The organism is Arenimonas malthae CC-JY-1 (assembly GCF_000747075.1).
Taxonomy (GTDB): domain Bacteria; phylum Pseudomonadota; class Gammaproteobacteria; order Xanthomonadales; family Xanthomonadaceae; genus Arenimonas; species Arenimonas malthae.
Genome location: NZ_AVCH01000002.1, coordinates 31436 through 51438 on the forward strand (window position 1 = coordinate 31436; position 20003 = coordinate 51438).

Annotated in this window: 19 protein-coding genes, 1 tRNA gene and 1 pseudogene; 7 read left to right on the forward strand and 14 right to left on the reverse strand. The window is 71.3% G+C overall.

What is annotated here, in order from left to right; genetic code table 11:
• Window positions 1–6: 6 nt before the first annotated feature.
• On the forward strand, window positions 7–1290 hold the full coding sequence (locus N790_RS00980; RefSeq protein ID WP_156969866.1) for an amino acid permease: 1284 nt from the start codon (window positions 7–9) through the stop codon (window positions 1288–1290).
• A 36-nt stretch (window positions 1291–1326) separates the two neighbouring features.
• On the opposite strand, the gene N790_RS00985 is transcribed toward N790_RS00980, so the two are convergent.
• Window positions 1327–2595, reverse strand: coding sequence for a DNA recombination protein RmuC (locus tag N790_RS00985; RefSeq protein ID WP_052385571.1), 1269 nt, complete (start codon window positions 2593–2595; stop codon window positions 1327–1329).
• A 93-nt stretch (window positions 2596–2688) separates the two neighbouring features.
• The gene (locus N790_RS00990; protein ID WP_043799746.1) at window positions 2689–3006 is read right to left on the reverse strand and encodes a high-potential iron-sulfur protein; all 318 of its coding nucleotides are present in this window, start codon (window positions 3004–3006) and stop codon (window positions 2689–2691) included.
• Window positions 3007–3128: 122 nt separating this feature from the next.
• Here N790_RS00990 and N790_RS00995 point away from each other — a divergent pair, with 122 nt between their 5' ends.
• The 3 genes from N790_RS00995 to mtnC are packed head-to-tail and all read left to right on the forward strand — an operon-like array spanning window position 3129 to window position 5010.
• Window positions 3129–3764, forward strand: coding sequence for a methylthioribulose 1-phosphate dehydratase (locus N790_RS00995; RefSeq protein ID WP_043799748.1), 636 nt, complete (start codon window positions 3129–3131; stop codon window positions 3762–3764).
• Window positions 3761–4318 carry a 1,2-dihydroxy-3-keto-5-methylthiopentene dioxygenase gene (locus N790_RS01000; RefSeq protein ID WP_043799751.1) on the forward strand — a complete coding sequence of 186 codons (558 nt, stop codon included), beginning with the start codon at window positions 3761–3763 and terminating at the stop codon, window positions 4316–4318. Before N790_RS00995 ends, N790_RS01000 begins: the two co-directional genes overlap by 4 nt.
• The gene (gene mtnC, locus N790_RS01005) at window positions 4315–5010 is read left to right on the forward strand and encodes an acireductone synthase (RefSeq protein ID WP_043799752.1); all 696 of its coding nucleotides are present in this window, start codon (window positions 4315–4317) and stop codon (window positions 5008–5010) included. Before N790_RS01000 ends, mtnC begins: the two co-directional genes overlap by 4 nt.
• A 15-nt stretch (window positions 5011–5025) precedes the next feature.
• Here mtnC and N790_RS01010 read toward each other — a convergent pair whose 3' ends face one another.
• The 10 genes from N790_RS01010 to N790_RS01055 are packed head-to-tail and all read right to left on the reverse strand — an operon-like array spanning window position 5026 to window position 14093.
• A complete protein-coding gene (locus N790_RS01010) occupies window positions 5026–6615 on the reverse strand; it encodes a calcineurin-like phosphoesterase C-terminal domain-containing protein (RefSeq protein ID WP_043799755.1) in 1590 nt (529 codons plus the stop codon).
• Between the two features lie 43 nt (window positions 6616–6658).
• Window positions 6659–7273, reverse strand: a complete 615-nt coding sequence (hisIE, locus tag N790_RS01015) for a bifunctional phosphoribosyl-AMP cyclohydrolase/phosphoribosyl-ATP diphosphatase HisIE (protein WP_043799757.1) — start codon at window positions 7271–7273, stop codon at window positions 6659–6661.
• On the reverse strand, window positions 7263–8039 hold the full coding sequence (gene hisF / locus N790_RS01020) for an imidazole glycerol phosphate synthase subunit HisF (RefSeq protein WP_043799760.1): 777 nt from the start codon (window positions 8037–8039) through the stop codon (window positions 7263–7265). The genes hisIE and hisF overlap by 11 nt, the downstream gene beginning before the upstream one ends.
• Window positions 8033–8782, reverse strand: a complete 750-nt coding sequence (gene hisA / locus N790_RS01025; protein WP_043799762.1) for a 1-(5-phosphoribosyl)-5-[(5-phosphoribosylamino)methylideneamino]imidazole-4-carboxamide isomerase — start codon at window positions 8780–8782, stop codon at window positions 8033–8035. The genes hisF and hisA overlap by 7 nt, the downstream gene beginning before the upstream one ends.
• Window positions 8779–9378 (reverse strand): imidazole glycerol phosphate synthase subunit HisH, encoded by a 600-nt coding sequence (hisH, locus tag N790_RS01030; protein WP_043799763.1) that lies wholly within the window; start codon window positions 9376–9378, stop codon window positions 8779–8781. Before hisH ends, hisA begins: the two co-directional genes overlap by 4 nt.
• Window positions 9375–10463 carry a bifunctional histidinol-phosphatase/imidazoleglycerol-phosphate dehydratase HisB gene (gene hisB / locus N790_RS01035; protein WP_043799765.1) on the reverse strand — a complete coding sequence of 363 codons (1089 nt, stop codon included), beginning with the start codon at window positions 10461–10463 and terminating at the stop codon, window positions 9375–9377. Before hisB ends, hisH begins: the two co-directional genes overlap by 4 nt.
• Window positions 10460–11542: a histidinol-phosphate transaminase gene (gene hisC, locus N790_RS01040; protein ID WP_043799768.1), complete on the reverse strand. Its 1083-nt coding sequence runs from the start codon at window positions 11540–11542 to the stop codon at window positions 10460–10462. Before hisC ends, hisB begins: the two co-directional genes overlap by 4 nt.
• A complete protein-coding gene (hisD, locus tag N790_RS01045) occupies window positions 11539–12837 on the reverse strand; it encodes a histidinol dehydrogenase (protein ID WP_043799770.1) in 1299 nt (432 codons plus the stop codon). Before hisD ends, hisC begins: the two co-directional genes overlap by 4 nt.
• Window positions 12834–13733, reverse strand: a complete 900-nt coding sequence (hisG, locus tag N790_RS01050; RefSeq protein WP_043799773.1) for an ATP phosphoribosyltransferase — start codon at window positions 13731–13733, stop codon at window positions 12834–12836. Before hisG ends, hisD begins: the two co-directional genes overlap by 4 nt.
• A gap of 30 nt (window positions 13734–13763) precedes the next feature.
• Window positions 13764–14093 (reverse strand): YerC/YecD family TrpR-related protein, encoded by a 330-nt coding sequence (locus N790_RS01055; protein WP_043799812.1) that lies wholly within the window; start codon window positions 14091–14093, stop codon window positions 13764–13766.
• A gap of 117 nt (window positions 14094–14210) precedes the next feature.
• Here N790_RS01055 and N790_RS01060 point away from each other — a divergent pair, with 117 nt between their 5' ends.
• Window positions 14211–16022 carry a sensor domain-containing diguanylate cyclase gene (locus N790_RS01060; protein ID WP_043799776.1) on the forward strand — a complete coding sequence of 604 codons (1812 nt, stop codon included), beginning with the start codon at window positions 14211–14213 and terminating at the stop codon, window positions 16020–16022.
• Between the two features lie 81 nt (window positions 16023–16103).
• On the opposite strand, the gene N790_RS01065 is transcribed toward N790_RS01060, so the two are convergent.
• Together N790_RS01065 and hisS are read right to left on the reverse strand one after the other, a co-directional pair.
• The gene (locus N790_RS01065) at window positions 16104–18002 is read right to left on the reverse strand and encodes an HAL/PAL/TAL family ammonia-lyase (protein ID WP_043799779.1); all 1899 of its coding nucleotides are present in this window, start codon (window positions 18000–18002) and stop codon (window positions 16104–16106) included.
• On the reverse strand, window positions 18003–19376 hold the full coding sequence (gene hisS / locus N790_RS01070; RefSeq protein ID WP_043799782.1) for a histidine--tRNA ligase: 1374 nt from the start codon (window positions 19374–19376) through the stop codon (window positions 18003–18005).
• Between the two features lie 132 nt (window positions 19377–19508).
• On the opposite strand from hisS, the gene N790_RS01075 reads away from it, so the two are divergent.
• Together N790_RS01075 and N790_RS01080 are read left to right on the forward strand one after the other, a co-directional pair.
• Window positions 19509–19585: transfer RNA gene (locus N790_RS01075), tRNA-Pro, on the forward strand.
• A gap of 117 nt (window positions 19586–19702) precedes the next feature.
• A pseudogene (locus tag N790_RS01080) lies at window positions 19703–20003 on the forward strand (hypothetical protein); the annotation flags it as partial.

A 20003-nucleotide genomic window follows, 5' to 3' on the forward strand; every position in this document is an offset into this window, starting at 1 on the left:
GCCTCCGTGTCGGCCAAGAAAATCGGCCCCCTGTTGGCCACCTTCGTGGTGGCCAACAACATGATCGGCTCCGGCTTCTTCCTGCTGCCGGCCTCGCTGGCCGGCCAGGGCGGCGTCACCGCCCTGAGCTGGCTGCTCGGCACGGTGATCGCGGTGGTGCTGGGCGGTGCGTTTGCCCGCCTGGCCCGCGACTACCCCAACCTCAACTGCCCCGACGACTACGTGCGGCCCTCGCTGGGCCGTGACATGGGCTTCCTGGCCACCACGCTGTACTGGGCTTCGTCCTGGATCGGCAACAACGCCATCGCCGTGGCGGCCTTCGGTTACCTGGTCACGCTGCTGCCCATCGACGGCAGCGACACCACCTGGCGCATCACCGGCCAGGTCGGCCTGATCTGGCTGATGTTCGCCATCAACCTGCTGGGCCCGCGCCAGGTGGCCAAGTTCCAGTCCTTCTGCGTGGTGTTCGGCCTGCTGCCGGTGGCCGTGGTGCTGCTGGGCGGCTGGGGCCACTTCGACGGCGACCTGTACGCGGCCGCCTGGAACGTGACCGGCGAATCCGACGCCAGCGTGGTGTTCTCCAACCTCGCGCCCATCTTCTGGGCCTTCGTGGGCCTGGAGACCGGCGCCATGGTGGCCGGCATCGTGCGCGACCCGGACAAGAACGTACCGCGCGCCACCCTGGGCGGCATCGTGCTGGCCGGCGTGGTCTACCTGCTGTCCTCGGTGCTGGTGATGGGCATCGTGCCGGCGGCGGAACTGGCCGCGTCCAGCGCCCCGTTCGCGCTGGTGGCCGGGCAGATCTTCGGCGCCTGGGCCATTCCGGTCATCGCCGCCGCGGCCGCGCTCAAGGCCACGGGCACGCTGGGTGGCTGGATGCTGGTGTCGGGTGAATCCGGCGCCCGCGCCGCGCAGCGCGGCTACCTGCCGGCGGTGTTCGGGCGGCTGATGCCGAACGGCGCTGCGGGCGTGGGCCTGGCCATCGTGGCCGCGGCCATGACGGGCATCGCCTTCCTGACCCTGGCGCCCACGGTGTCGGGCCAGTTCGAGACGATCATCGGCATGGTCGTGCTGCTGGTGGTGCTGGCCTACGTGGCCGCCGGCCTGAGCCTGCTGGTGGGCACGCCGCAGCGGCCGTCGGGCCTGAAGGAGAAGGCGCTGGGCGTGGGCGCGCTGGTCGCCTGTTCGCTGCTGATCTTCTCTTCGCCCTGGTCCATGGTGGGCGGCGCTGCGCTGGTGGCGGTGCTGGCCTGGATCGGCTTCCGCGTGCTGGGGAACAAGGCCGCGTAAGCGCCCTGTCCTGCGTCAATCACGCCGACGGCGCGGTCACTCCGCGCCGTCGTCGTTTCCGGGCTCGGCCAGGTCCTGCAGGCTGCCGGGCAATTTCTTCGAGGGCGCCACGCCCAGCTTGCGCAGCATCTCGGCCTGGCGCACCAGGTTGCCGCGGCCCTGCGAGAGCTTGTCGAGCGCCGAGCCATGCAGCTCCTGCGCCTTCTTCAGCGCGTCGCCGACCTTGAGCAGGTCTTCGGAGAAGCCGACGAACTTGTCGTACAGCACCGCCGCGCGGTCGGAAATGGCCTTGGCGTTGGCGTTCTGGTGCTCGGTGCGCCACATCTGCGCCACCAGCCGCAGCGACGCCAGCAGGTTGCTGGGCCCGACCAGGATGATCTTGCGCTCGAAGGCGTAGCCGTAGAGCTGCGGGTCGCGGCGCAGGGCTTCCAGGAAGGCCGCCTCGACCGGCACGAACATCAGCACCAGCTCCGGGCTGGTGAGGCCCTCGAGCCGGCTGTAGTCCTTCTCGCCCAGCTGGCGCACGTGGTTGCGCAGGGCCACCACGTGGCGGCCGAAGTGCGCTTCGCGCTCGGCCTCGTCGGCGGCTTCGCAGGCGCGCTGGTAGTCGAGCAGCACCATCTTGGCGTCGATGACGATGCTCTTGTCCTCGGGCAGGCGCAGCACGGCGTCGGGGCGGTAGCGGTCGCCCTCGCCGTCCCGGTAGCTTTCCTGGGTGAAGTAGTCGCGGCCCTTCTCCAGCGCGGCGGTTTCCAGCAGGCGCTCGAGCTTGAGTTCGCCCCAGTAGCCCTGGCTGCGGTTGTCGCTGCTGAGCGCGCGGCTGAGGCTCTGCGCTTCCTGGCCGAGCGTCTGGTTCAGGCGCACCAGGTCGTCGATGCGGGTCTGCAGCGCCACGCGGGCGTTGTTTTCCTTTTCGTAGGCCTCGTTGACCGACTTGCGGAAACCGTCGATCTGCTCGCGCAGCGGGTTGAGCAGCTGGCCGATCTGGGTGGCGTTCTGCTCGCCGAAGCGCTTGGACTTGTCCTCGAGGATTTCCGCGGCCAGGGCCTGGAATTCAGCCTTCAGGCGCTCGCGCGAGGATTCGAGGTCCCGGTAGCGCTGCTCGGCGGCCAGGGACTGTTCCTGCAGCCGTGCCTCCAGCCCGGCGGCGCGCGCCTCGGCCGAGACCCGCGCCTCGCGCACCTGCCGCAGTTCGCCCTCCAGTTCGGCCAGGCGGCGGCGGGCGACCACGAAGGACGCGGCGCCGGCCAGGACGAGGCCGGCCAGCAGGCCCAGCAGCAGGAAAGTGGCTTCGGAAGCAGACAAAAGAAATCCCCGGCATCGTTCGATACCGGGGATTCTAGCCGCCGGGCGGTCTCAAGGGCCGAGACGGCCCCGGAACCGCGCCGGGAAGCGGGTTCAGCCGGCCTTCTTGGCCCAGGCCGAGCACCAGGCCGCGGCGGGGACCTTGAAGCCCGGGAACAGGGTGCAGGCGCCGGTGGCGGCGGTGAAGAACTGGCAGTTGCCGCAGTTGCTGTCCGGCTTGAAGCTCGGGTGCTTCACGGTCTTGGCGTCCTCGGCGTAGGCGAGCGCCTTGGCCTGGGCGTTGTCGAGCGGCAGCGGCTTGAGTTCCTGGGCATGGGCCTGGCCGATGAGCGCCGGCGCCACGAAGGGCACGGCGGCCAGCATGGCGGCCTTGACGAGGAAACCGCGGCGGGAGGTGTTCACGTTGTTCATGGCAAGTCCCTTGGCTACGGAGGTATTCCGATGGCTGGAAAGGACTATACCCCCGTCCGGTGAAATCAGCGTTGATGCAGGTCAAGCCGACGCGCCGCGCGGCTTCCGCTAGACTTTGGTTCATGGAAAACCTGCCCTACGACCCCGCCCGCCTGGCCCAGCGGGCCGCCGAGATCGTCGCCAACACCCGGGAGCTGTCCGCCCTGGGCTGGACCCCGGCCACCAGCAGCAACTTCTCGATGCGGCTCGACGACCGCCATGCCGCCATCACGGTCTCCGGCCGCGACAAGGGCCGGCTGGGCCCGGACGACATCATGGTGGTGGATTTCGAGGGCCGCCCGGTGGCCACCTCGCACCGCCCCTCGGCCGAAACCCTGCTCCATACCCAGCTCTACGCCCGCTACCCGGAGATCGGCTGCGTGCTGCACACGCACTCGCACGTGCAGACGGTGTGCTCGCGCCTGTACGCCGCCCAGGGCCATGTGCACCTGGAGGGCTACGAGCTGCTCAAGGCCTTCGCCGGCAACCAGACCCACGAAATGGCCGTGGACGTGCCGGTGCTGTCGAACACCCAGGACATGCGCGAGCTGGCCGACTGGGTGGAAACCCTGCTCGACCAGCAGCCCATGTGGGGCTACCTGATCAACGGCCACGGGCTCTACGCCTGGGGCAAGGACATGGCCGAGGCGCGCCGCCACCTGGAGGCCTTCGAATTCCTGCTGGCCTGCGAACTCGACCTGAGGAGACTGCACGCGTGAGCCGACTTCGCATCTTCAACGACACCGACCCGACCACCCCGCTGTCGGCCACCGAGGACCTGGCGCTGATCGCCGAGCGCCTGAAGGGCATCGGCGTGCGCTTCGAGCAGTGGCAGGCCAGCGCGCCGGTCGCGCCGGGCGCCTCGCCCGAGGACGTGATGGCGGCCTACCGCGCCGACATCGACCGGCTGGTGGCCGAAAACGGCTTCAACAGCGTGGACGTGGTTTCCATCGCGCCCGACAACCCGAACAAGGACGCGGCGCGCGCCAAGTTCCTGGACGAGCACTACCACCAGGAGGACGAAGTGCGCTTCTTCGTGGCCGGCTCGGGCCTGTTCTCGCTGCACGTGGACGGCAAGGTGTACGAGGTGCGCTGCGAGGCCGGCGACCTGATCGGCGTGCCCGACCGCACCACGCACTGGTTCGACATGGGCCCGGAACCGAGCTTCATCGCCATCCGCTTCTTCACCCAGCCCGACGGCTGGGTCGGCCACTTCACCGGCACCGACATCGCCCGGCGCTTCCCGCGCTACGAGCCGGGCCAGGCGGGTTGAGCGTGCGCACCATCCTCACCGACATCGAGGGCACGACGAGCAGCATTTCGTTCGTGAAGGACGTGCTGTTCCCGTATGCGCGCCGCGCCCTGCCCGCGTTCGTGGCGGCGCACGGGCAGGAGCCGGAAGTGCGCCGCTGGCTGGACGTGGTGGCGGCCGAGAACGGCGGGCTGTGCCAGGACGACATGATCGTCGAGACGCTGCAGGGCTGGATCGACGCCGACCGCAAGCACACCGCGCTCAAGGCCCTGCAGGGCATGCTGTGGGAGAAGGGTTACGGCAGCGCCGACTTCACCGCGCACATGTACCCCGACGCGGTCGAGGCGCTGGGCCGCTGGCATGCCGCCGGCCACCGCATCGCCGTGTACTCCTCGGGCTCGGTGCCGGCGCAGAAGCTGTTCTTCGGCCACAGCGACGCCGGCGACCTGACCCCGCTCATCTCCGGCTGGTTCGACACCGAAACCGGCGGCAAGCGCGAGGCGGAAAGCTACCGTCGCATCACCGCCGCGCTCGGCGTGCCGGCTGGCGACGTGCTGTTCCTGTCGGACGTGGTGGAAGAGCTCGACGCCGCCCGCGACGCCGGCCTGGGCACCGTGCTGCTCGACCGCCGCAACGACTACCCGCAGCCGCGCCTGGGCGAAGCCACCCACGGCCACGCGCGCGTCGAGAGCTTCGCCGACATCACGCCCTGAACCAGGCCGCGCCGCTCAGTTGGCGCGGGTTTCCAGCCGGTAGTTCGTTTCCGCCGTGACCTCCCCGCGCCAGCGGTCGAAGGCGCGCACTTCGATGCGGTGTTCGCCTTCGGCCAGGTCGGTGGGCAGCTTGCCGCGCCACAGGTGCGTGGGCGCCTCGGCTTCGGGCAGGCGGTCGTAGGCGCGCAGGGTGTCGGCGGCATCGTCGAGCAGGTTTTCGCGGCGCAGCGCCGGGTCGGGTTCGGCCACTCGCTGCATGGGCCGCCACTCGCCGCCGGCAACGCGGTATTCCACCCGGGTGTCGGCCTCGGCCATGTACACGTTGGCGTACACGCCCGCCGCCGGGTAGGCGCCGCGGCGCAGCACCTTCGGCGCGTGCAGGTGCATGGCCGCGTCGCCGCCGCCGGCCACGTGCCAGCGCAGGGAATAGTCGCCGGCCGCGGTGAATTCCGCGGTGGCGTAGCCGTTCGGCGTGCCGTCGGACATGCGCGAATCGGGGATGCCCGCGGCGTCCTTCGGGCCGCTCCAGTAGCCACCGCAGGCGGCGCCCACGTTGTATTCGTGCAGCGGCTCAGCGCCCTGCCAGCCATCGGCGGGGCCGTGGCGGTGGTGGCGCTGTACGTGGCCGTGCGCGGTGAGCAGCAGCACCTTGCGGAAGGGCTTGAGCAGGGCGAACAGGCGCTCGCGGTCGGCGCGGCGGAAGGTTTCCTTGCCGGGCTCGTCGAAAAACGGGATGTGCGCGGCCAGCACCAGGCGCCGGTCCTTCGGCAGCGTGGCCAGGTAGGCGGCCAGGAACTCGAACTGGCTTTCGCGCAGGCCGCCGATGTAGGCCGGCGACTGGCCCGGGCGCCAGATCACGTCGTCGAGCACGATGAAGCTGGCCTGCGGCTCTTCCCAGGCGAAGGTGTCGGGGCCGAAGTGGCGGCGGAACGTGCGCAGCGAGTCCTCGTCGGTGGCGGCGTCGAAATCGAGGTCGTGGTTGCCGGCCACGTGCAGCCAGGGCGTGCGCAGGCGCGCGGTGATGCGGTTCATGGCCGGGTACAGGGCCAGGTCGTCGCTGACCACGTCGCCCAGCGTCAGGCCCAGGTCGGCGGCACGCTGGCCACCCGCCGCGGCCACCAGCGGGGCCACGATGTCGCGTTCGTAGTAACCCACGTCCTTGCCGGTCTTGGGCTGCGGGTCGCCGAACACCAGCACGCGCAGCGGCGCGCCGGCCGGGCTTTCCGCGCGGCGCAGGGCGAAATCGCGGCAGGCCGGCGCGGCGGGCGCGATGCCGCCGAAACGCAGCGCCGGGCCCGGCCCACGCTGCACGTGGCGCCAGAACACCGGCAGGCCGTCGGCGCCGGCGGGGAAAGCAAAGCCCGCGGGCTTCACCACGAACACGGTGTGGTCGGAATCCAGCGGAAGCGCCCAGCGCCCGGCGTCGTCGGTGCGCACCAGCCGGCGGCCGTCGGACACGAGCACGCCGGCCAGCGGGGTGTCGCCCGGGCCGCGCAGGCCATCGCCGTCGCGGTCTTCGAACACGGTGCCGGCATTGCAGGCCGGGGCCAGGGCGTGTGCGGGCGCGCTGGCGGCCAGCACGATGGCAAGCAGGAACAGGCGCATGCGGCGCTCCCTCGGGACTGCGCCGATTATCGCCGGGACGGGCTCAGCGCGCAGCGGCGGCGTGGCGGTCGCGCAGCACGGCCTCCACGTCTGCCAGGCCCAGGCCGCGTGAACGCAGCAGCACGGTCAGGTGGAACACCAGGTCGGCGGCTTCGCCCAGCAGCGCGGCGTCGTCCTGCACCACCGCCGCCAGCGCGGTTTCCACGCCCTCCTCGCCCACTTTCTGGGCGATCCGGCGCGGGCCGGCTTCGAACAGCCTGGTGCTGTAGCTGCCCTCGGGCCGATCGCGCTCGCGGCGGGCGACCAGGGCGTCGAGTTCGGCCAGGAAATCGCCGGGCGCGTCGGGGAAACAGCTGGCGCGGCCCAGGTGGCAGGTGGGGCCGCGCGGCAGGGCCTGCACCAGCAGGGTATCGGCGTCGCAGTCGGTTTCCAGCGACACCAGCTCGAGCACGTCGCCGCTGGTCTCGCCCTTCATCCACAGGCGCTGCTTGCTGCGGCTGTAGAAGGTGACGCGCTGCGTGGCCAGCGTGGCCTCGAGCGCGGCGCGGTCCATGTAGCCGAGCATCAGCACGCGGCGGGTGCGGGCGTCCTGCACCACGGCCGGCAACAGGCCCTGCTGCTTGTCCCAGGCCAGGGCTTCGATTTCTTCAGGCGACATCGCGCACCTCGATGCCCTGCGCGCGCAGGGCGGTCTTGAGTTCGGGGATCCGGACGGCGCCAGAGTGGAAGACGCTGGCGGCCAGCGCGGCGTCCACGTCGGCGTCGAGGAAGGCGGCGGCGAAATGTTCCATCGCGCCCGCGCCGCCCGAGGCCACCAGTGGCACGCGGCAAAGGGCGCGCACGGCGCGCAGCTGCTCCAGGTCGTAACCCTGGCGCACGCCGTCGGCGCCCATGCAGTTGAGCACGATCTCGCCCGCGCCCAGGGCCTGCGCCTCGGCCACCCAGTCGAGCGTGCGGCGCGGCAGCGCGCGGGTGCGGTCGGGGTCGCCGGTGTAGGCGCGCACGCGCCATTCGCCGTCGGCGTCGCGCAGGCTGTCCACGCCCACCACCACGCACTGCACGCCGAAGGCCTGCGCCAGCTCGCTGATGAGTTCGGGGCGCTCCAGCGCGGGCGTGTTCACCGACACCTTGTCGGCGCCGGCCTGCAGCACGGCGCGCGCTTGCGCCACCGAGCGGATGCCCCCGGCCACGCAGAACGGGATGTCGATCAGGCGCGCCACGCGTTCCACCCAGCCCACGTCCACCGCGCGGCCCTGGGGGCTGGCGGTGATGTCGTAGAACACCAGCTCGTCGGCGCCCTCGTCGCGGTAGCGCAGGGCCAGGTCCTCGATGGCGCCCATGACCACGTGGTCGCGGAAGCGCACGCCCTTCACCACCTGGCCATCGCGCACGTCGAGGCAGGGAATCAGCCGGCGGCTCAGCATGGCCGCGCCTCCGCCAGTGCGCCGGGCAGCGCCAGCCTCCCTTCGAGCAGGGCCTTGCCCAGCACGATGCCGCGGCAGCCGGCCTCGCGCGCCGCCACGACGTCGGCCACGTCGCGGGCGCCGCCCGAGGCCTGTACTTCCACCCGCGGGAAACGGGCGCACAGGTAACGGTAGAGGTCGAGATTGGGGCCGGACAACATGCCGTCGCGGGCGATGTCGGTGCACAGCAGGTGGCGCAGACCGACGTCGGCGTAGGCGGCGGCCAGCACGTCGAGCTCCTTCTCACCGGGTTCGGTCCAGCCGTGCACCGGCAGGCGCCAGCGACCCTCGTCGTCGCGGCGGGTGTCGAGCGCCAGGGTGATGCGGTCGGCGCCGTAGCGGCCCACCCACGCGGCCACGCGGCCCGGTTCGCGCACGGCCAGCGAGCCGATCACCACGCGGTCGACGCCGGCTTCGAGCAAGGCCTCGACGTCGGCTTCGCCACGCACGCCGCCACCGGTCTGCACCTTCAGGCGGGTTTCTGATTTCAGCCGCGCCAGCAGCGGCGCCAGCGTGTAGCCACCGGCGCGGGCCGCGTCCAGGTCCACCAGGTGCAGCCAGGCGGCGCCGTCGGCGGCGTACTGCTTCGCCAGCGCCAGCGGGTCGGCCGGGTAGCGGGTTTCGCGGCCGTAGTCGCCCTGCACCAGGCGCACCACGGCGCCGTCGCGCACGTCGATGGCGGGGTAGATCGTGTAGGTGTTCATGCGACGCCGGACTCCAGGAAATTCGCCAGCAGGCGCGCGCCCACCGCGCCCGAACGCTCGGGGTGGAACTGCGCGCCGGCGACGTTGCCGCGCTGCACGATGGCGGCGAAAGGCTGGCCGTGCGTGCTTTCGGCCACGGTGTCGGCGGTGACGGGCGCGGCGTAGCTGTGCACGAAATAGGCCTGCGCGCCGTCGTCGATGCCGCGCAGCAGCGGGCTTTCGCGCCGCGACTGCAGCCGGTTCCAGCCCATGTGCGGCACGCGCACGCCGGGCGATTCCGGCATGCGCCGCACCTGGCCGGGAATGAGGCCCAGGCAGGTTTCGCCGCCCTCCTCCGAGCCGTCGAACAGCAGCTGCATGCCCAGGCAAATGCCCAGCAGCGGCTGCCGCAGATCGCGCAGTGGCTGCACCAGCCCCAACTCGCGCAGGCGCGCCATGCCCGGGCCGGCGGCGCCGACGCCCGGCAGGATCACGCGGTCGGCGGCGGCGATCACCGCCGCGTCGCCGCTCACCGCCGGCTCCACGCCCAGGCGCTGCAGTGCGTAGCGCACCGAGCCCAGGTTGGCGCCGCCCGAGTCCACCAGCACCACGTTCACAGCGTGCCCTTGGTGCTCGGCAGGTCGTTGCCCTGGCGGCGGATGGCCTTGCGCAGCGCGCGCGCCACCGCCTTGAAGCAGGCCTCGACCTGGTGGTGGGTGTTGTCGCCCTGCACGCGCAGGTGCAGGCTCAGGCCGGCCTCGTCGCTGAGCGAACGGAAGAAGTGCGGCACCAGTTCGGTGGACAGGCCGCCGACGTCGGGGCGGCTGAACTGGCCCTCGAACACGAAATACGGGCGACCCGACAGGTCCACCGCCGCGCCGGCCAGGGTTTCGTCCATGGGCAGGGTGATCGCGCCGCGGCCGACCGAATCGCCGTAACGCGCCACGCCGCGCTTGTCGCCCAGCGCCTGCCTGAGCGCCTGGCCCAGCGCCAGGCCGCAGTCTTCGACGGTGTGGTGTTCGTCGATGTGCAGGTCGCCGGCGCACTCGAGTTCGAGCGCGAAACCGCCGTGCTTGCCCAGCTGCTCGAGCATGTGGTCGAAGAAGCCGTGGCCGGTGCGCACGCGCGGGTCGCTGGCGCGGTCGAGGTCCACCGACACGCGCACCCGGGTTTCCTTGGTCTTGCGCTCGACCACGGCCGTGCGCGGCGCATCCACCAGCGCGTGGGCGATGCTGGCCCAGGTCTCGAAGCCCGGCCCCAGCCGGAAGCCGCGGCAGCCCAGGTTGCGGGCCAGCTGCAGGTCGGTCTCGCGGTCGCCCACCACCGCCGAGTTGGCCAGGTCGATGCTGCGGTCGCGCAGGTAGTGCATCAGCATGCCCACTCCCGGTTTGCGGGTGGGCTTGTTCTCGTGCTCGAAGCTCTCGTCCACCAGCACTTCGCGGAAGCGGATGCCCTGCGATTCGAGCAGCTGCATCAGCAGTGCCTGCGGGCCTTCGAAGGTCTCGCGCGGAAAACTGTCGGTGCCCAGGCCGTCCTGGTTGGTCACCATGACGAACTCGAAGCCGGCGTCGCGCAGCTTCAGCAGCGCCGGCACCATGCCCTCGACGAAGCGCAGCTTGGCGTAGCTGTCGATCTGGAAATCGGCCGGCTCCTCGATCAGGGTGCCGTCGCGGTCGAGGAAGGCGATGCGCGTGCCGCTCATGCCGCCGCCCTCCCCGCCTGCAACGCCGCCACCACGGCGTCGTTCTCCTCGGGGCGGCCGATGCTGATGCGCAGCGCGTCGCCCAGCTGCGGCGAGGCGCGCATGTCGCGCACCACCACGCCGGCGGCCAGCAGCCGCGCGAACGCGGCTTCGGCGTCGTCGAAGCGCACCAGCAGGTAGTTGCCCTGCGAGGGGTACACGCGGCGCACGCCCGGGCAGCCGGCCAGCTCGGCACGCAGGCGCTCACGCTCGGCGCGCACGGTCTGCACCTGCGCGCGGGTGATGGCCAGCGCCGGTTCGGACAGGCCGGCCAGCGCCATCTGCACGCAGGGCGACGGCAGCGGATAAGGCGCCTGGCAGTTGCGCAGCACCGCCACCAGGGCCGGGTCGGCCAGCAGGCAGCCGATGCGCGCCGCGGCCAGCGCGTGCGCCTTCGACAGCGTGCGCAGCACAGCCAGGTTGGGCTGGGCCGAAATTTCAGCCGCGATGGAGGGGTACTCGCTGTACTCGCCGTAAGCCTCGTCCACCACCACGATGGCGCGGCCGGCCAGGCGGCGGGCCAGGGCCAGCAGGTCGGCCGGCGGCACGGCCTGGCCGGTGGGATTGGCGGGCGAACATACGAACACCAGCTTGGCGCCGCTGGCGACGGCGGCACTCGCCAGGCCGTCGAGGTCCAGCTCGAAGCCCGCGGCGCCGTCGCGCAGCGGCACCTCCACCAGCGGCGCGCCCTGCAGGCGCGCGCTCACCGCGTACATGCCGAACACCGGCGGCGCCACCACCACGGCGTCGCGGCCGGGGTTGCACAGCGCGCGCACCAGCAGGTCGATGGCCTCGTCGCTGCCGCGGCCCACCAGCACCTGCTCGGCGCGCACGCCGTACAGCGTGGCCAGGCGAGCGCGCAGTTCGGCGGGCTGCGGGTCGGGATAACGGTTGGCGCCGGTACCGGCGTCGGCCGGGTTGCGCCAGGCGCTTTCGTTGGCGTTGAGCCAGATCGAACCCGTCACCGCCGCGCGCCGCGCCGAGCTGTAGCCGGCGAATCCGCGCAGGTCCTCGCGCACCAAATCCAACAAGGCGCTCATGCCCGCACCTCCAGCCGTCGCAGCACCGACTGCGCGTGCGCTTCCAGCCCTTCGGCGCGCGCCATTTCCACCGCACAGGGACCGATCGCGGCCAGGCCGGCCCGGCTCACTTCCTGGAAGCTGATGGCCTTCTGGAAGCTCTGCACGCCCACGCCGCTCCAGGCGCGCGCAGCGCCGTTGGTCGGCAGCACGTGGTTGGTGCCGGAGCAATAGTCGCCCAGGCCTTCCGGCGCGTAATCGCCCAGGAACACCGAGCCGGCGCTTTGCACCGCGTCGAGCCAGCGGCGCGGTTCGCGCACGGCCAGGATCAGGTGTTCGGGCGCGTAGTCGTTGCTGAGTTCGAAGGCGTCCGCGAGCTGGCCGACGACAATCAGGCGCGCGTGTTCCAGCGCCGCGGTGGCGATGGCCTCGCGCGGCAATTCGGCCACCTGGCGCGCGACTTCCGCGGCCACGGCCTCGGCCAGCGCGGCCGAATCGGTGGCCAGGATGACCTGCGAATCGGGCCCGTGTTCGGCCTGGGACAGAAGATCCGCCGCCACGTGCACGGGCGGCGCGCCGGCGTCGGCGATCACCAGCACCTCGGAAGGTCCGGCCGGCATGTCGATGGCCGGGCCGCCGGCCATCATCGCGGCGAACTGCTTGGCGGCGGTGACGTAGCGGTTGCCCGGGCCGAACAGCTTGTCGCAGCGCGGCACCGAAGCCGTGCCCACGGCCATGGCGGCAACTGCCTGCGCGCCGCCAAGCTTGAACACGCGGGTGATGCCGCACAGGCGCGCGGCCACCAGCACCGCCGGGTCGGCGCTGCCGTCGGCGCGCGGCGGCGTGCACAGCACCACTTCTTCGCAGCCGGCCAGCTGCGCCGGCACGCCCAGCATGAGCGCGGTGGACGGCAGCGGCGCGCTGCCCGCCGGCACGTACAGGCCGACGCGGCGGATCGGCCGCAGCATCCGCCCGCAGCTCACGCCGGGCGCGGTTTCAAGTTCGAAAGGCGCGGCCATGCCGGCGCGGTGCCAGGCCAGCAGGCGGCCACGCGCTTCCACCATGGCGGCGCGCAGCGCGGGCGTGACGGCGTCTTCGGCGCTGGCGAATTCGTCGGCCGTGACCTCGAACGCGCCCAGTTCGACGCCGTCGAAGCGGCGGGTGAGCGCGCGCAGGGCGGAATCGCCGTCGGCGCGCACCTGCTCGAACACGCGGCGCACGGCCGCCTCGATGTCGGCCTGGCCGCCGCCGCCGGGGCGCGCCAGGCAGGCGGCGCGGGCCGCGTCGTCCAGGGCATTCCAGTCCACGCGCTTCATGCCAGCATCTGCTCCACCGGAAGCACCAGCAGGCCCGTGGCCCCGGCGCGTTTCATGTCCTCCAGTCGCTGCCAGGTCATGGCGCTGCGGCACAGGGCCTGCAGGGCCACCTGGTCGCGCTGGCCCTCGATGGCCATCACGGTCGGCGGTTCGGCGTCGGGCAGCAGCGCCAGCAGCGCCGGCACCGCGTCGCGCGCGGCCTGGAACAGCACCAGTTTGCTGGCACGCACGCTCAGCACCGCGTCAAGGCGGCGCAGCAGCATGGCCGCCAGTTCGGCGCGGGCGTCGCCGAAGGGTTGGGCGGGCGCGACCAGCACGGCCTGGCTTTCGAACACCACGGCGGTTTCCTTGAGCTGGTTGGCCAGCAGCGTGGCGCCCGTGGAAACGAGGTCGCAGATGGCCTCGGCCTTGCCCAGGCGCGGCGCGATTTCCACCGAGCCCGACAGCACCACCGGCTCGGCCGTCACGCCCTGGTTGCGCAGCCAGCGCGCCAGCAACTGCGGGTAGCTGGTGGCCAGGCGCGTGCCCTCCAGGCGCGCGGGGCCGGGCCAGTCCCAGTCGTTGGGCACGGCCACGGAGAGGCGGCAGCGCCCGAAACCCAGTTCGCGGATGGCGCGGAAGGCTTCCGGCTGGCCGCTGGCCTCGCGCTCGAGCGCCTGTTCCTCCAGCACGTTCTGGCCCACGACGCCGAGGTCGCAGGTGCCCTCGGCGATCAGGCCGGGGATGTCGTCGTCGCGCACCAGCAGCAGGTCGATGGGCAGCGATTCGCCATAGCAGAACAGCCGGTCGCGGCTTTCACGGAAGCCCAGGCCGGCGCGCGCGAGCAGGTCGCGGGCCGGGTCCGAGAGGCGGCCGGATTTCTGGATGGCAATGCGCAGGCGGTCGTGCGTCCTCATGACGCCCTCCGGTTCAAGGAAAAAGGGGGATTAATGCGAGTCGTCGTTCGCGGCCACGCCGAGCCCGGCGCGTTCCGCGGCGATGCGGTAACCACCGGCGCCCCGTTCGAGGCAGCGCGCGACGCGCCCGATGGTGGTGACGCTGACGCCGGTGCGGTCGTGGATTTCCCGGTAGGGAGCCTCTTCCAGCAGCAGCGGGATGACGCGCCAGCGGTCGGCCAGGGCCTCGAGCTCGGACGGGGTGCACAGGTCGTCCAGGAAGGCCCGCAGTTCGCCCGGGCTGCGCAGGCTGAGCAGGGCCCGGACGAGGGCGTCCAGGTCGCTTTCGCTCGGGCGGGTGGCGGGTTCGCGGCGTTTCATTGCGCTAATGTAATAGCGCATTAATACATAGTCAAGCGCGATCCGGGACCGGCCCCGCTGTTCATCCCCGTCCCCCCGGCATAAAGTGGCCCCGGGGAAGGGAAAATCCGGGCGGACATGCGCTTCATCGCAGTGGTGCTGGCTCTTTGGCTGTCGCTGGCCGGGCAATCCGCCCTGGCCTCCCCGGCCGTGCTCGACGAAGGTGCCCAGGTCCTGACCCTGGCCCCGCACCTGGGCTACCGGGTGGACCCGGACGGCCGCGCGGATGCCGCCGCCATGTTCGCCCAGGCCGGCCGCGGCGGTTTCGAACCCCTGCCCGGCGGCTCCAGCACCTTCGGCTTCACCGAAGGCGCCTACTGGTTCCACGCCGAGGTCTTCAACGCCAACCCGCGCGAGCAGCGCTGGCTGCTGGTGCTGCACTACCCGCTGCTCGACAACGTGGACGTGTACCTGCGCTACCCCGACGGCCGCGTGCAATACATGGCCTCGGGCGACAGCTTGCCGTTCTCGGCGCGGTCGATCCGCTACCGCCACCCGAACTTCTGGGTCGACCTGCCGGCGCGCACGCGGGTGGAAGTGCTGGTGCGCGTTTCCAGCCGCAGTTCCCTGCAGGTGCCGTTGGCGCTGTACACGCCCACCGCCTTCGCCGAGCTCGAGCGCGATTCGCAGTTCGGCATCGGGCTGTTCTACGGCATCCTGGCGGCGCTGTTCTGCTACAACCTGGTGCTGTGGCTGTCGCTGCGCGACGCCAGCCACTTCTGGTACATGTTCCACGTCGCCGGCTTCGGCCTGGTGATGTTCTGCCTCAACGGCCTGGCCTTCGAATACCTGTGGCCGAACTCGCCCTGGCTGGCCAACCACGCCATTCCGCTGTCCATGGCCATTTCGCAGGTGGCCATGCACCAGTTCTGCCGCGTGTTCCTGGAACTGCCCGAGCGCCAGCCGAAGGCGAACACGGCCTCGCTCACCATCATCGCCTTCTACGTGCTGATGGGCCTGGCCTCGCTGGTGGTGGACTACCGGCTGGTGGTGAAGCCGATGACGCTGGCCGTGTTCCCGGGCGCGCTGTTCATCATGGTCCTGACCATCGTGTCGATCCGCCAGGGCTATGCGCCGGCCAAGGTGTTCCTGATGGCCTGGGGTTTCCTGCTGCTGGGCACGGCCCTGTACGCCTCGGTGTCGTTCGGCCTGCTGCAGAAGGGCTTCTTCACCGAGTACGGCATCCAGATCGGTTCGGCGCTGGAAATGATCCTGCTGTCCTTCGCCCTCGCCTACCGCTACGCGCGGCTGCGCAGCGAGAACGAGACCCTGGTGCGCGAGCACAACGAGCAGCTCGAGCGCCACGTGGCCCGCCGCACCTCGGAACTGAGCACGGCGCTGGAGCAGCTGGCCGAAGCCAACCAGCGCCTGCGCGAATCCAACCGCCGCGACGCGCTGACCGGCCTGTTCAACCGCCGCCACTTCCGCGACGTGTTCGAACACCAGATGCACCACGCCGCCGAGCACCGGCAGTCGCTGGGCGTGCTGCTGATCGACCTGGACCACTTCAAGCGCGTCAACGACACCTACGGCCACCTGGCCGGCGACGAGTGCCTGCGCTGGATGGGCCGCTGCCTCACCGACAGCCTGTCGGTGCACGGCGCCCTGCTGGCGCGTTTCGGCGGCGAGGAGTTCGTGGCGGTGGTGCCGGACATGCACGGCGACCGCCTGATGCACCTGGCCGAGCAGCTGCGCGTGCGCATCTGCAGCGAGCCGGTGCGCTACGCCGGCAACAACATCGGCATCAGCGCCAGCATCGGCGCCTTCGTGCTGCGCCCGGGCACGGGCGTGGGCGTGGACGACGCCCTGCACCGCGCCGACGACGCCCTGTACGCGGCCAAGGACGGCGGCCGCAACCGCGTGCACGCCGCGGCCGACGTCACCGGCTGATTTTCTGTAGGAGCGGCTTCAGCCGCGACCGCTTTTCGGCGAAAGACGGTCGCGGCTGAAGCCGCTCCTACAGAAGCCTTTTCAGCCCAGGGCTTGGCGGGCGGCCGAAAGGAGCTTGCCTTCCTCGACCAGCCGCACCGCGGTGGCCACGTCGCCGTCCATGGCGCGGTCGCGCGGCATGAAGGGGATGGCTTCACGCAGGGCGGCCCAGGCGGCGCGCACCGCCACGCCCGGTTCGAATTCCGGCGCTTCGGCCAGCTCGCGGCGCAGGCCTTCCACTTCCGCCAGGAAGGGCGCGCGGTCGGCGTGGCCGGGCAGCGGCGCGCCCTGCACCTTGGCCGCCAGCGCTTCGGCGTCGGCAGTGCGCGCCAGTTCGCGCGCGGCGTTGATCATGTCGCGGCGGTAGTCCAGCGCCTGCGCGGCGGTGTAGAGCTCCAGCGCCAGCACGTGGCCCAGGTCGGCCGTCATGTCGAGCACGTGGCGGCCTTCGTTCGCGCCCATGGACACGTGGTCCTCGGCGTTCGCGCTGGTGGGGATGGAATACACGCTGGCCGGGTGGGCGCGGCTGGCCAGGTCGTTCACCAGGGCGGCGGCGGTGTACTGCACGATCATGAAGCCGCTCTCGGTGCCGTCCTCGTTGCCGATGAGGAAGGGCGGCAGGCCGTCGTTCGTGGCCGGGTCCACCAGCTTGTTGAGCCGGCGCTCGGAAATGGACGCCAGCACCGGGATGGCGGCCTTGAGGTAGCTCATGGCCAGCGCCAGCGGCATGCCGTGGAAGTGGCCGGCCGAGACCACCTGGTCCTCGATTTCGCGCGCGCCCGGCAAATCCGGGAACAGCAGCGGGTTGTCGGTGACCGCGTTGAGTTCGATGTCCACCACGCGCTTGGCCTGCTCGAGCGCGTCGCGCACGGCGCCGTGCACCTGCGGGATGCAGCGCAGCGAGTAGCTGTCCTGCGGCTGGTGCTTCTTGCCGCCGCGGAACGGGCGGAAGCGCTGGTAGAAGCGCTCGCGGCCGTGGCGCTGGCTCAGCGGTACCCAGTCCCAGCCGATGTCGAAGCCCAAGGCCTGCTGTTCCGGCGTGGACCAGCTTTCCGGCAGCCACTGCCGGAAGCGCGGCACCAGGTGGTAGGCGATGTCGGACAGCGTGGAGCCGGTGAGCAGCCGGCGCAGCTGCGCCGCCACGTGCACCTGGCCCGGGTGCGGGCGCAGCGCGTGCACGTGCGGGTCGAAGGCGCGCAGGCGGCCGGCGAAGGCGTCGAGTGTCATGGCCGCGGCCAGGTCGGCGGTGTCGAGCAGGTCTTCCAGGCGCTCGATGGCCAGCACGGCCGTGGCCAGCATCTGCGCGGTGCCGTTGTTGAGCGCCAGGCCTTCCTTGTGCGACAGCGCCACCGGCTTCAGGCCGGCGCGCTGCAGCGCCTCGGCGCCGGGCAGGCGTTCGCCGTCGTAGAAGGCTTCGCCGCCGCCGAGCAGCACGATGGCCAGGTGCGAGAGCGGCGCCAGGTCGCCCGAGGCGCCCACGGAGCCCTTCTGCGGCACCACCGGCACCACGCCGGCATTGAGCAGCGCGGCCAACGATTCCAGCACCTGCGGGCGGATGCCCGAGTGGCCCATCATCAGCGTGTTGATGCGGATGGCCAGCATGGCGCGCACCACGCTGGGCGCGAACGGTTCGCCCACGCACACGGCATGGGTGACGATGAGGTTGCGCTGCAGTTCCTCGAGCACGCTTTCGCCCGAAGGCGCGGCGCCCGGCAGGCCGTCGCGCACGCGGCGCGAGCCCAGCAGCTTGTCGGCGTTGCTGCCGAAGCCGGTGGAGACGCCGTAGATGGGCTCCTGCTTCTTGACCTGTTCGGCCAGGAAATCGGCGGCGCGCTGCACCGCCTGCATCTGCACCGGATCCAGGCGCACCGGGGCGCCGTGGGAGATTTCAGCAACCTGGGCGCGGCTGAGATGGCGACCGTCGAGGGTGATGGGCTTCATTCAGCGCACCCCCATCGCACGCTGCTGCTCAAGCTCGACCTTGATGGCCGCCGCCAGCTCCTCGCGCGACACCTCGAACTGCTCCTGCGAGCGCAGGTCCTTCACCTTCACCACGCCGCGCGTAGCCTCGTCCTCGCCGTAGAGCACCACGAAGCGGATGCCGGCGCGGTCGGCGTACTGGAACTGCTTGGCCAGCTTCTTCGCCTCCAGCTGCACCTCGGCATTGATGCCGGCGGCGCGCAGGCGGCGGGCGATGTCGAGCGAATCGGCCAGGCGGGCGTCGTCCATCAGGCCCACCATCACTTCCACCGAGCTTTCGGCGGTGGAGAGGATGCCGGCCTCGCGCAGCTGCCAGAACAGGCGGGTGGCGCCGATGGAAATGCCCACGCCCGGCAGCTTGGACTTGGTGTAGTGGCTGGCCAGGTCTTCGTAGCGGCCGCCCGAGCAGACCGAGCCGATCTGCGGGTGTTCGTCGAGCGTGGTTTCGTACACGGTGCCGGTGTAGTAATCCAGGCCGCGGGCGATGGAGAAGTTCACGGCGTAGTTCTTTTCGGGCACGCCGTGGGCCTTCAGCAGTTCCAGCACCTCGCGCAGTTCGGCCACGCCCTGGGCCAGGGTGGCGTTGCCCTCGCCCAGCGCGGCCAGGCGCGCCAGCGCGTCGGCGTGCGAGGTGGAGCGCACCTGCACGAAGGCCATGATCTGGTCGGCCACGTTGTCGGCCAGCTGGAAATCGGGGCCGGTGAGCGTGGCGCGCACGGCGTCGGCGCCGCGCTTGTCGAGCTTGTCGATCTCGCGCAGCACCAGCGCCTGGCGCTCGCCGTCGGCGATGCCCAGGCCTTCGAAGAAGCCGCGCAGCAGCTTGCGGTTGTTGAGCTGGATGGTGAACGGGCCCACGCCCAGTTCGGTGAACACGGCGTGGATGACCGCGGGCAGCTCGGCGTCGTGGCGGATGCCCAGCGCGTCCTTGCCGATCACGTCGATGTCGCACTGGTAGAACTCGCGGAAGCGGCCGCGCTGGGCGCGTTCGCCGCGGTACACGCGCTGGATCTGGTAGCGCCGGAACGGGAAGGCCAGGTCGTGCTCGTGCTCGGCCACGTAGCGGGCCAGGGGCACGGTCAGGTCGAAGCGCAGGGCCAGTTCGGGCTGGCCGCCCTGCTCCAGCGCGCCGGTGGACTGCACGAAATAGACCTGGCGCTCGGTTTCGCCGCCGGTCTTGGTGAGCAGCACCTCGGACAGCTCGAACACCGGCGTTTCCACCGGCAGGAAGCCGAAGCGCTCGTAATTGCGGCGGATCACGTCCAGCATGCGCTGGAAGGCGATCTGGTCACGGGGCAGAAGCTCCATGACCCCGGGCGTGGTGCGGGGCTTGATCAAGGCGGGCGACTCCAGTGCGAACCCCCGCATTCTAGCGGCAGCGGCCGGCCCGGCGCGTCGCCGCGGCGTGACCCGGGAAGGGTGGACTTGCCGAACCGCCGACGAGCCTCTAGAATTGCCGGCTCGATCCCTCGGGGTGTAGCTCAGCCTGGTAGAGCGCTACGTTCGGGACGTAGAAGTCGCAGGTTCAAATCCTGTCTCCCCGACCAATCGAGCACCAACGAAACGCCGCCCCCGCAGGGCGGCGTTTTTGTTTCCGCCGCCTTCGTTTGCCGCCCCGCCCCCTCGGCTACACTCGGCCGGGTCTAGGGGACGTGAGCAAACGCATGGGCTGGATCCTGGGGATTCTGGGCGCACTGTTCGGAGCCGTGCTGGCCGACGACAGCCGCATGCTGTTCGGGTTCTTCGCCGGCGCCCTGCTGGGGGTACTGCTGGCCCAGGCCCTGAAGCTGCGCAGCCGGGTGGCCCAGCTGGAACAACAGGTGGCGGCGCTGCGCGTGGCCGGCATTCGCGCCATGGCCCCGGAAACGCCGGCTCCCCGCCCACTGGCGGAGGCCGCCCCGGCGTCGACCCGCGCCGAACCTGCCGCCACGACCTCGCCCTCGCCTGCGGCCGCCGCCGCGCCCG